General features: G+C 68.3%; 11 protein-coding genes. 3 read left to right on the forward strand and 8 right to left on the reverse strand.

The features are described 5' to 3' along the window. Positions 1-1,662 (reverse strand): CTQ-dependent lysine 6-oxidase LodA (lodA, locus tag VHB27_RS06300; protein ID WP_325598339.1); only part of this gene is annotated, 1,662 nt, incomplete at its 3' end. A gap of 416 nt (positions 1,663-2,078) precedes the next feature. Between lodA and VHB27_RS06305 the strand changes: the two genes are divergently transcribed. Next, positions 2,079-3,152 (forward strand): malate/lactate/ureidoglycolate dehydrogenase, encoded by a 1,074-nt coding sequence (locus VHB27_RS06305; protein WP_325598341.1) that lies wholly within the window; start codon positions 2,079-2,081, stop codon positions 3,150-3,152. Positions 3,153-3,337: 185 nt separating this feature from the next. Here VHB27_RS06305 and VHB27_RS06310 read toward each other — a convergent pair whose 3' ends face one another. The 6 genes from VHB27_RS06310 to VHB27_RS06335 form a co-directional block, all read right to left on the reverse strand. Then, the gene (locus VHB27_RS06310) at positions 3,338-4,033 is read right to left on the reverse strand and encodes a hypothetical protein (protein WP_325598343.1); all 696 of its coding nucleotides are present in this window, start codon (positions 4,031-4,033) and stop codon (positions 3,338-3,340) included. A gap of 36 nt (positions 4,034-4,069) precedes the next feature. Continuing rightward, on the reverse strand, positions 4,070-4,531 hold the full coding sequence (locus VHB27_RS06315) for a glycine/sarcosine/betaine reductase selenoprotein B family protein (protein ID WP_325598345.1): 462 nt from the start codon (positions 4,529-4,531) through the stop codon (positions 4,070-4,072). A 47-nt stretch (positions 4,532-4,578) separates the two neighbouring features. Continuing rightward, positions 4,579-5,214 (reverse strand): HXXEE domain-containing protein, encoded by a 636-nt coding sequence (locus tag VHB27_RS06320; RefSeq protein WP_325598347.1) that lies wholly within the window; start codon positions 5,212-5,214, stop codon positions 4,579-4,581. Positions 5,215-5,297: 83 nt separating this feature from the next. Further along, positions 5,298-6,092: an ABC transporter permease gene (locus VHB27_RS06325; RefSeq protein ID WP_325598349.1), complete on the reverse strand. Its 795-nt coding sequence runs from the start codon at positions 6,090-6,092 to the stop codon at positions 5,298-5,300. Continuing rightward, a complete protein-coding gene (locus VHB27_RS06330) occupies positions 6,079-6,858 on the reverse strand; it encodes an ABC transporter ATP-binding protein (RefSeq protein WP_325598351.1) in 780 nt (259 codons plus the stop codon). The genes VHB27_RS06325 and VHB27_RS06330 overlap by 14 nt, the downstream gene beginning before the upstream one ends. Next, positions 6,855-7,862, reverse strand: coding sequence for an ABC transporter substrate-binding protein (locus tag VHB27_RS06335; RefSeq protein ID WP_325598353.1), 1,008 nt, complete (start codon positions 7,860-7,862; stop codon positions 6,855-6,857). The genes VHB27_RS06330 and VHB27_RS06335 overlap by 4 nt, the downstream gene beginning before the upstream one ends. Before the next feature lie 421 nt (positions 7,863-8,283). On the opposite strand from VHB27_RS06335, the gene VHB27_RS06340 reads away from it, so the two are divergent. Then, a complete protein-coding gene (locus VHB27_RS06340; protein ID WP_325598355.1) occupies positions 8,284-8,598 on the forward strand; it encodes a YggT family protein in 315 nt (104 codons plus the stop codon). A 3-nt stretch (positions 8,599-8,601) separates the two neighbouring features. Beyond that, positions 8,602-9,444: a bifunctional methylenetetrahydrofolate dehydrogenase/methenyltetrahydrofolate cyclohydrolase FolD gene (gene folD, locus VHB27_RS06345; RefSeq protein WP_325598357.1), complete on the forward strand. Its 843-nt coding sequence runs from the start codon at positions 8,602-8,604 to the stop codon at positions 9,442-9,444. 141 nt (positions 9,445-9,585) lie between these two features. On the opposite strand, the gene ald is transcribed toward folD, so the two are convergent. Then, the coding region (gene ald, locus VHB27_RS06350; protein WP_325598359.1) for an alanine dehydrogenase at positions 9,586-10,575 on the reverse strand (990 nt) is incomplete at its 5' end.

The following is a 10,575-nucleotide window of genomic DNA, read 5'->3' on the forward strand; positions in this document are numbered from 1 at the left end:
GCCCAGGTCGCCGGTGATCACCTGCCACGGGCTCTGCGGCGGCCACCAATAGGCATAATAGGTCGGTGGGGCCGGAATCCCGTCCCCCTTGTTCACCGCCGGATCAGTGAAGTTGATGTATTGGATCGAGCACTGGAAAAAGTCCGCCTGCCACGGGATCGCCATGCGCTTCGTCAGGTCGCCGGGTTCGCAGCCCAGGGGTGCCGCGGTTTCGTCCTCGTCCGGATCGAGGCCGTACTCGTTGTAGTACGTGATCGGGTGGCGCTGGCGAATTTGCCGCGATGCAGCGTAGAGATTGGGGTTGCGCGTGCTCCAGGTAACCTCGATACCGGGGCAGAACGGACCGCCTACGCAATTTCCCATGCTGGCTTCTGACAGCGCCGTCACGATATCGGTCTTCGGTGGCGACGTGGTGTCGAAGCGCCCGGCGGCCCACTGCTTCAGGAAGAAATACTGCGTTTCGGTCAGCGTCAGGAACTTGTCGATCAGGTCCTTCTGGTTGAAGACCGAATTGCTGCCCGAATTCAGCGGCATCATCGGAAAGCCGTTCGTGGTGAACAGCGTGTTCGCGTCCGGCCCGATCGCGTGTTCCGGGCTGGGAATCCGGAACAGCGCGAGGTACGCGTCGCGCAGCCCCTGCGTGGCCTCCGACTTGTCCCTGGGATCGAATGGCGGCGGCGACAGCGAATTCATCGACGGCGTGTTGGCGACCCACCGATAACCGCCCGGCCGCTTCAGGATCGGCAGGATGTCGCGCTCGAAATTCGGGGCATAGGCCGCGTTGAAGCCGCCATTGGCGAAAATCTCGGGATACGCGTTCAGGCAGCGCACCGCGGTGTCGAACATCGTGTCGTCCAGGCTGACGATGTTTTCCACCTCCGGCGCGAATTTCGGCGAACCCACCAGGCACCAGGCCTGCAGCTCGAGCACCTGGCCGTCCCTCAGGTGGACCGTGCATGCCACCGGACCGTCGGAGATGTCGTCATGCCACGAATTGGCGCCGGCGAACGATGTGATCGAGGTATCGCCGCCGGATTTTCCATAGCCGCCCAGAACGACCAGGCGGCCGGCATCGTCGGTCAGCAGATCGCCGAGGCTGTCGATCAGCTCGCCATAAATGACGTGCTCCGGCCAGCTCGCGAATCTATAGCCGGTGGACGACGCCTTGTTGATCGCGGCGTGCTGGCGCCTGCCGGACACGCTGCGCGGGCCCGGATCGATGATCAACGCACGGCGCTGGTCGGTTGTCTTGGCGTCGGGATTGCGCTGGGCCACGCCCTTGGCGGCGTAGCTGTTGGTTTCGCCATACAGCAGATTGCCTTCCAGGCCGGAGAACTGGTACCAGCACGCCTTCTTGTTCGCGAGATGCACGGTCCAGGTGATCGACGCGACATCCGGCGAGTCCAGGGTCAGCTCCCGACTGGTGTTGTCGTCAAGAATCTCGAACACCCGGAAATAGGCACCCTGCCGCATGACACGGCCTTGCGTGTCCTTGAACCGCCGCACGCTGACAGGCATGCCGGACTGGGTCGTGACGTTTCCGTGCGAGTCACACGCGATCGGCAGGCCGCCGACCTTGTCCGGCTCCAGATAGAATCCGTCCGGCGAATTGCCCAGCCGCGCCGTTCCGATGCTCGGACCGATTGCGTATCGAGATGCCATGTTTCCCCCTGGAACCGGCGCCCGAAGAGTTTACGGGATCCCGGCATGTGATTTCGTAAGCAACGAATATTGCGTCACCCGAGGCCCGGTCAAGAGAAAATACGTCAATCATGGAAGTATGACGTCATCGGTTTGAAATCGTATTTTTCGGATTTTGAAAAAAAATCCGAGCACTGGGATTTTGTTTTCTGCACGTGGAGAAACGATGTGTTTTCCGAAGGATCAGATGAAAATTGTCCGTCTTGCCCTGTGCCATAGTGTCATCTGAATCTAAAAAACCAATCTCATCGATGCCGGCCGCAAGTGATCGCGACCGGGTTGATAAGGCTGGGCCTCGCGGCACAGCGTCACCTTTCCCCGAACGGCAACCCGGTGTAACCCTGCCCGGATCGACTCCGACCAACCGAAGCAGGCCCATGCCCACTCTGATGCCCCAGGCGCTGCGCGCCATGACCCACCTGATCGCCCGCCGCATGGGCAGCGAGGACGCGGAGGCCGCCGAGGTCGCCGACCATCTGGTCCGCGCCAACCTGGCCGGCCACGACAGCCATGGCGTCGGCATGCTGCCGTCCTATGTGCGCAACTTCCACAACGGGTTGCTGGTCCCCAACCAGGCGCCGGAGACGGTGCTGGACGCCGGCGCGCTGCTGGTCATCGACGCCAAGCGCGGCTTCGGCCAGCAGATGGCCGCCAATGCCGTCAAGCGCGCCATCGCCAAGGCGAAGGAGATGGGGGCCTGCGTGCTGGCGTTCCGCAACGCCTCGCATATCGGGCGCATCGGCACCTATGCGGAGTTGGCGGCGTCCCGGGGATGCGCGTTCACGGCGTTCGTCAACGTGGCCGACCATCACGACATACAGGCCACCTTCGGCGCGGCCGAGGCGCGGCTGGGCACGAATCCGTTCTGCTGTGCGGTGCCGGGCAGCGACGGGCCGGCGGTGATGCTGGACATGGCGACCACCACGATCGCGGCGGGCAAGGCGCGCGTCGCCTACAACAAGGGCACCACGGTCCCGGATGGCTGCCTGATCGACGCGGACGGCAACCCCACCAACGACCCGACCGGCCTGATCCGCGACCATGCCGGCGCCCTGCGGGCGTTCGGCGCGCATAAGGGCTCAGGCCTGGCGGTGATGTGCGAGATCATGACCGCCGCGATCGCCGGCGGTCAGGGGTCCTTCGTGCCGGGCAAGGGCGGCACGTTGAATTCGATGCTCGCCATCGTCATCGACGTCAGCAAGATCGGCGACCCGGCGAAGGTCGACGCGGACATCCAGGCGGTGAAGACGCACGTCAAATCGGCGAAAGTCGCCCCGGGCGTCGAGGAAGTGCTGATGCCGGGCGAACCCGAACGGCGCATGGCGGCGAAGCGGGCGCAGGCCGGGATCGACGTGGACGATACGACCTGGCGCGACATCCGGGCCGCCGCGCAGTCGCTGGGAATCGATGACGCGGAATTCGACCGGACGGTCGGGGCGAACCGTCGGTGAACCCCCTTCCGCCATGGCCGGCCTTGTGCCGGCCGTCTGCGGATTTCCCTTCGCCGGCACCGTAAGCCGCGGACGGCCGGGCCAGGCCCCTCCAAGACGCAGAAAGGCCGGCGTGCCCATGGCCAGCGCCCATGGCCAGCGCGCATGGCCAGCGCCCATGGCGCCACACCCGGCGGCGATCGCCGTCAGACCCAGGGCGTCGGGACGAAGAACCGGCCGCCGACCGTTTTCAGGCCGTTGTTCTCGCTTTCCATCGCCACTTTCCGGATCGCCCGCAGCATCTCGCCGGCGACGGTGGCGCGCCAGAACCAGGTATCCACCTGCATCGGCGACGGCTTCGGTCCCTTGGCCTGTGCGGCCTCGCCGTACAGCGCCTTGAGGTCGTCGCAGAAGAAACGCACCGTCAGCGCCGTCGTCCCCAGCCGCGGCGTCACCGGCAGGCCTCCGGCCAGAACCTCGGCGGCAAGGTCGGGCCATGCCTCGGGCGGCAGGAACGACAGCCCGATCGAGGTCCGGCCGAACCGATCCTGGGCCGCCTTCCATAGCGGCATCAGCGCCTGCATCTCCGCGCGGAACGCATCACGCCATTCGGCCGCGGTCGAGACCGTCGCGGCCCGGGTCGCCGGGGCCGTCCACCCGGGGGTGTCTTTCAGGCCAGGCGGATCGTCGGGAAAGTCCTCCAGGATCACCGGGCCGTCGGTACGTTCCAACAGGCCCAGGGCCGTCCGCAGGACTCGCAGTTGGAAATCCCGGTCGTCGGGCTCCGCAACGGGCCGGCCCAGCACGGCCGACGTCCACAAGGCCCGCGGCGGGCGTGTCTTCTCCGCCTGCACGCGGACAGACGCCAGCGCGACCGTCGAAAACCCTCGTTCCTCAAGCATGTGGCCGAGCGCGCACACGGCGCGCGTGCAGAGGGGTCAGACAGGGGTGAGAAGGACGGAGTCGATCCGCTCCTGCTTAAGCTGTCCGGCGATCTGCTCGACCGATTCGGCCATCGCGGCGGGATCGGTGGAGCCCATGACGGCATAATGCGTGGGGGCGACGCCGCCGATTTCCCCGGCCGCCGCCATGTCCTTCAGGCGGTCGACCGGGAAGACGACATTCACGTCGCGCTGCCAGCCGGACCGATCGAAGTTGATCGACACGTGCGAGACCAACAGTTCGCCCGTCGGCGTGTCGTTCGGGATGAACCGGCACTCGCCGGAGCCGAACGGAAAAGGCTGGTCGCCACGCTTGATCACCGCCGCCGAGGTCACGATCGCGATGCGCCGCTGCGACAATGGCGGCCCCGACACGAACGGCGTGGTGTCGAAGCTGGGACACGGCAGGTTCAGCACCACGTCGCGTGTCGGTTGGGGGATGTCTTCCGGGCGTGCCATGGCGGGACCGTGGCACACAGATCGGTGTAATGCAAGGGGCGCGACGGTCAGCGCCGAGCGGCTTCCGGCGCGGCCAGCCAGCGATAGCGCACGGCCACGACGCCGATCAGTACCAGGTGCAGCAGCACCGCCACGGCCAGGCCCAGAAGGTGCGGGATCACGCCGTCGCTCAGGCCGACCGCCCAGAGCGTCAGCAGACTCAGCGGCAGGAACAGGAAAATGCCGGTGACCAGGCCGGGATTGTAGCAGCGGAAGCGATAGGTCGCGCCGATATGGCTCAGCGCGTTCACCAGCATGAGGTAGGGCGCGGAGAGGCCCCAGCCGGCGCCCCAGATCACGCCCGCGTACAACGCCAGCAGGTTGATGCCCCAGACCAGCAGCAGGTTCACCACCAGGACGAACGGCACGCTGACCGCGTCCAGGCCGTGGAACAGCCTCTGGTTGGCGAACCGCCGGAAGCGGTCGCCAGTGTGCTCCTCCACCTGATGGATCATGTAGACGGGGCTGTGCAGGAAGAGCAGGAAGATCGCCAGCGGCATCGCGCCGGTCGACGTCCCCCCCGCGGATGCCCCGCCGGTCGACGATACCGCGACGGGCCAAACCAAGGCGGGCGCCAACGCGACAAGCGCCGCCGCCATGAAGCCCGCGCCAACCACCCAGTGACGGGTGAGCCAGTTCTGCATTGTTCCTCCACGAAAAATCCGTGCCGACCTTGGCATGGACCGCGGCATGCCGCCATCGGCGCCGTGCGGGACGCGGCGTCGTTTTATCCCCGCCACCCCAGCAGCCATCGCTCCAGCCGTCCGATCGCCCAGGCCACCACCAGCCCCAGCAGCGACAGCACGACGATGCCGGCCAGCAGGTTGTCGGTGTCGTAAAGGTTCCCCGCCGCCAGCACGAAGGCGCCGATCCCCTTCTGCGCGCCGATCATCTCCGCCGCCACCAGCAGCACGATGGCGATCGACGACGTCACCCGGAAGCCGTTCAGGATCGCCGGCAGCGCGGCCGGCAGCACGATCTTGCGCACGATGGCGCCGTGCGACAGGCCGAAGCTCTGGCCCATCCGGACCAGCCCGCGCGGCACGTTGTCCACGCCCCCGGCCGTCGCGATCACCGTCGGGAAGAACACCCCGAACGCCACGGTGGCGATCTTGGCGCCTTCGCCGATCCCGAACCAGATGATAAACAGCGGGACCAGCGCGATCTTCGGGATCGGGAACAGCGCCGACACCAGCGCCATGCCGGGCGAGCGGAACGCCGACCACAGCCCCACCGCCAGCCCCATGCCGATCCCGAACACGGTGCCCACCACCCAGCCGACGCCCAGGCGGAACAGCGACGCCGACAGGTGCCCCCACAACTCGCCGCTGACCGTCAGCGCCCACAGTGCCCGCCCGATCGCGACCGGTGCCGGCAGGAACAGCGTCGGGATCAGCCCGGCCGAGGCCCCCGCCTGCCACAGCGCCACCGCCACGCACAGCGTCGCCGCCGCGGCGGCGGGATGGTCGGACGGCGAGAAGCCGCCGCCGCGGAACGGCACCTTGCCGTCAAGCCGGCGCATCGGCCCGCTCCCGCTCCGCCTCGGCCGCGTCGTCGCGGATCATCCGCCACAGGCGCCGCTCCGTCTCCGCCAGGTCGGCATCCGCCAGGCTTCGTCCGGCCAGCGGGCGGTCCAGGCGCAGGATCTCCCGCACCTGTCCCGGCCGGCGGGACAGCACGACGATCTGCTGGCCCAGCAGCACCGCTTCCTGCAGATTATGCGTCACGTACACCGTAGTCGTCCCCGCCCGGCCGATCAGGGCCGCGAACTCCTCCAGCAGCAGGTCGCGGGTCTGGGCGTCCAGCGCGGACAGCGGTTCGTCCAGCAGCAGGCAGGCCGGGCGCACGGCCAAGGCGCGCGCGATGCCGACCCGCTGGCGCATGCCGCCGGACAGCGCCTTGGGCAGCGCGTCCGCGAAATCCGCCAGGCCCGTCAGCGCCAGCACCGCCCGCACCCGTTCGGCACAGGCGGGCCGGGGCATCCGGTCCTCCAGCACCAGCGCGACGTTGCCCGCGACGGTACGCCAGGGCAGCAGCGCGAAATCCTGGAACACGTACGTCATGGGGTTGAGGCAGTCGTCCGGGACCTCGCCCTCGCACCGCACCTCCCCTTCCGACGGCGCCAGCAACCCGCCCATCAGGCCCAGCAGCGTCGACTTGCCGCAGCCCGAGGGACCGACCAGCACCATCACCCGGCCCGGTTCGGCGGCCAGGCTGACCTGCCGCAGCGCCGTCAGCGTGCCGTAGCGATGCGTCAGGCGATCGACCGTAAGCCGCAGCCCGCTCATCGCGCCGGCAGGAAGTGGGTGTCCAGCATCGCCGACGGGTCGAGGTCGCCTTTCACCAGGCCCTGCGCCTTGAACCAGGCGATCTGGTTCAGCACGTCCTTGACGTCCAGCGCGCCGTCCTTGTCGTAGTAGCCGACCCCCTGCAGGATCTTGCGCCGAGCGTCCGGGTCGCCGGTGAAGACGTATTTGGTGACGAGGGCGACGGCGGCATCGGTTTTCGCATCGACGACCGGATGGCCGCCGGCGTCGGTGCACAGGAAGGCGTCACGGTAGTCGGCGACGCCTTTGCGATACGCGGCGGCGAACCGGCGCAGCAGGTCCGGCTTGTTCGCGATCATGCCGGGCGTGGTGAAAACCGCCGTCAACTGGTACGGCACCACGTCGCCGGCCCAGGCCAGGATATGCGCATGGCCCGCGGCCGCCAACGGCTTGGCCTGCGACGCGATGGCGATCGTCGCGTCCACCTGGTCCGAGGACAGCGCCGCCAGCATGTTCGCGACCGTCTGCACCGGCCGCAGCGTGACGGATTTGATGTCGAAGCCTTCCGCCTCCGCGATGCGCCCGACCATGTAGTGGAACGAGGAGCCGTACTGGGTGATCGCGAAACTGTGCCCCGGCAGCTTCGCCAGGCTGGTCAGGCCGGCGTCATAGGCCTTGTCGGAGGCCAGGATGGCCGCGCCTTCATAGCCTTTCTCCTCGTGCAGCCCGCCGCCGATGACCTTCAGCGTGCCTTTTTCGGCCAGGTTGAAGAACCCGCCGGTCAGGGCCGTCACGCCGACATCGACGTCGCCCGACACTGCCGCGGCGGCGATCGGTTGGGCGGCGTCGAAGAAGCGGAAGCTCAGGTCGATGCCCTGGTCGCGGAAATACCCGCGCTCCTGCGCGATGTAGAACGGCGCGGGCGACAGCGTGTGCAGCAGGCCCAGGCGCAGGGTGTCGCCGGCCAGCGCCGACGGACCGAACGCCAGGACGAGCAGCAGGAACAGAAGCGTTCGGACGATCATGGTGGACCTGTCACATGGCTGTGCCGGCGACGCAAGCGTCCCAGATCGCCGAAAAGGACCCGGCCACCGCAGGCAGCCAGGTCAAGTAAGGTCCGGGTTGACAGGGATCGTCCGAGGAGGATCCCACGGAAAGATGTTATGAAAGCATCTTTCCGCCCCCGCACCATGCGCGGGGGGACGTGATCTCAATGTGATTCACACGACGCGATCCGCCGACGCGATCCGCCGACTCGATCCGCCTGGGCGCGAACATCCGAACGATCGCACACGGCCCTCGACTGCCTGTTGCGGAGTGAGGTCGGCCCCTGTAGTGGTCCGCACCACGGTTCGGCCGCGCATCGGGGCGTCGGCCGACGCGACACACGGGCCGGCGGGACAAGGCCCTGTGGCGGCCCCACAGCGTATCTGGAATGCAAACGGTATGATCGGCATCATCTTCTGGCTTCTGCGTGAGTTGCTCTACTGGTACTCGATCGTCGTCATCCTGGCCGCCGTCTTCAGCATGCTGGCCGGGTTCGGCATCCTCGACACGCGCAACCGCGTCGTCTGGTCGATCGGCGACTTCCTGTATCGCGCGACGGAGCCTGCCTTACGGCCGATCCGCAACGTCCTGCCCAACTTCGGCGCGATCGACATCTCGCCGCTGATCCTGCTGCTGCTGCTGCAGGCCGCGAACATGCTGCTGGCCAAGATCTACGAGGCGATCGTCTTCAACAGCTTCCGCCCCTTGTTCTGACCGATGACCGCCCGTTTGATCGATGGCAAGGCGATCGCCGCGCGTCTGCGTGAACATGTCGCGTCCAGGGTCGCGGCGCTTGGCTTCTCGCCGGGCTTGGCCGTGGTGCAGGTGGGCGACGACCCCGCCAGTTCGGTTTATGTCCGCACCAAGGATCGCGCCGCGCAACAGGCCGGGCTGCGCGCCAGCAGCCTCCGCCTGCCCGCGGGGACGACCCAGCGCGACCTGCTGGCGACGATCGAGACCCTGAACCGCGACGACGGCGTCGACGGCATCCTGGTGCAGCTTCCCCTGCCGTCGGGGTTGTCGCCGCATGCGGTGATCGAGGCGATCGACCCGGCCAAGGACGTCGACGGGTTCCACCCCCTCAATGTCGGCCTGCTGACCGAGGGCCGGCCCATCCTGGCGCCCTGCACGCCCCGCGGCGTCATGCACCTGTTGGACACCATGAACGTCCCCATCTCGGGCGCTCGGGCCATCGTGGTCGGCCGGTCGTCGATCGTCGGGCGGCCGATGGCGTCCCTGCTGCTGGCGGCCGACGCGACGGTGACGATCGCGCACTCCCGCACGCGGGACCTCGCCGCGGAATGCCGCCGCGCGGACATCGTGGTCGCGGCCGTGGGCCGACCGGGGATGATCACCGGCGACTGGATCAAGCCCGGGGCGACGGTGATCGATGTCGGCATCAACCGGCTTGCCGACGGACGGCTGACAGGAGACGTCGATTTCGAGTCCTGCGCCGCGGTGGCGGGTGCGATCACGCCGGTGCCCGGCGGCGTCGGACCGATGACGGTGGCCTGCCTGCTGGAGAACACGGTGACCGCGGCGATCCGGCGACGGGGATAGGCAGCCGGCGGCGGAGGCCTGTTCCGCCGCAACGACCTCTCGACACCAGGGCGGCCAAGAGGCCACCCGCGCGTGCCCCCCGCCTCGGCACCGTCAGACGCGACCGGCGCCCAAGGCGCCGCGGGATCGGCGCCGTCCGCGTCACGGTCCCGGCGCGGGGAACGGCACCAGCACGTCCCGCAGCGGCATATGCCGCAGCCCCAGGGCCCGGGCGACCGCCTCATGCACCACCTGCCCGTCGTGGATGTTCAGCCCCGCGGCCAGGAACGGGTCCTCTGCCAGCGCCTGCCGCCATCTTTTCTCCGCCAGGGCCGTCACGAACGGCAGGGTCGCGTTGGTCAACGCGAAGGTGGAGGTCCGTGCCACCGCGCCCGGCATGTTGGTGACGCAGTAATGGACGACCCCTTCCTCGACATAGGTCGGTGCGGCGTGGGTCGTCGGACGGCTGGTCTCGAAGCAGCCGCCCTGGTCGATCGCGATATCCACCAGCACCGATCCCGGGCGCATCCGCTGCACCATCGCCCGCGTCACCAGCCTGGGCGCCGCCGCACCGGGCACCAGCACCGCGCCGATCACCAGGTCGGCGCCCAGCACCGCGTGCTCGATCGCCTCCGCCGTCGCGAACAGCGTCGTCGCGCGCGGTCCGAACTGCAGGTCGAGTTCCTTGAGCCGTGGCAGGGAGCGGTCGATGACCGTCACGCTCGCCTCCAGCCCGACCGCCATGCGGGCGGCGTTGGTGCCGGCGACGCCGCCGCCCAGCACGACCACCTTGGCGGGCGGCACGCCGGGCACCCCGCCCAGCAGGATGCCGGCGCCGCCTTGCTCCCGCTCCAGGCAGTGGGCGCCCACCTGCACCGCCATGCGTCCGGCCACCTCGCTCATCGGCGCCAGCAGCGGCAGCGTGCCGGCCCGGTCGGTCACCGTCTCATACGCGATGCAGGTGGCCCCCGAACGCATCAGGCCCTTGGTCTGTTCCGCGTCGGCGGCCAGGTGCAGGTAGGTGAACAGCACCTGGCCACGATGCAGGCGCGCGATCTCGGGCGGTTGCGGCTCCTTGACCTTGACCACCATCTCAGCCTCCCAGGCGTCCGCGACGATCGTCGCCCCGGCGGCGCGATAGGCATCGTCGGA

Origin of the sequence: Rhodopila sp., from assembly GCF_035548235.1 — a bacterium.
Lineage (GTDB): Bacteria > Pseudomonadota > Alphaproteobacteria > Acetobacterales > Acetobacteraceae > Rhodopila.

What these genes read in the sequence shown, in the direction of transcription:
- VHB27_RS06305 (WP_325598341.1), top strand. Translation starts at nt 2,079, where the DNA reads ATGCCCACTCTGATGCCCCAGGCGCTGCGCGCCATGACCCACCTGATC.
- VHB27_RS06310 (WP_325598343.1), bottom strand. Translation starts at nt 4,033, where the DNA reads ATGCTTGAGGAACGAGGGTTTTCGACGGTCGCGCTGGCGTCTGTCCGC.
- VHB27_RS06315 (WP_325598345.1), bottom strand. Translation starts at nt 4,531, where the DNA reads ATGGCACGCCCGGAAGACATCCCCCAACCGACACGCGACGTGGTGCTG.
- VHB27_RS06320 (WP_325598347.1), bottom strand. Translation starts at nt 5,214, where the DNA reads ATGCAGAACTGGCTCACCCGTCACTGGGTGGTTGGCGCGGGCTTCATG.
- VHB27_RS06325 (WP_325598349.1), bottom strand. Translation starts at nt 6,092, where the DNA reads ATGCGCCGGCTTGACGGCAAGGTGCCGTTCCGCGGCGGCGGCTTCTCG.
- VHB27_RS06330 (WP_325598351.1), bottom strand. Translation starts at nt 6,858, where the DNA reads ATGAGCGGGCTGCGGCTTACGGTCGATCGCCTGACGCATCGCTACGGC.
- VHB27_RS06335 (WP_325598353.1), bottom strand. Translation starts at nt 7,862, where the DNA reads ATGATCGTCCGAACGCTTCTGTTCCTGCTGCTCGTCCTGGCGTTCGGT.
- VHB27_RS06340 (WP_325598355.1), top strand. Translation starts at nt 8,284, where the DNA reads ATGATCGGCATCATCTTCTGGCTTCTGCGTGAGTTGCTCTACTGGTAC.
- folD (WP_325598357.1), top strand. Translation starts at nt 8,602, where the DNA reads ATGACCGCCCGTTTGATCGATGGCAAGGCGATCGCCGCGCGTCTGCGT.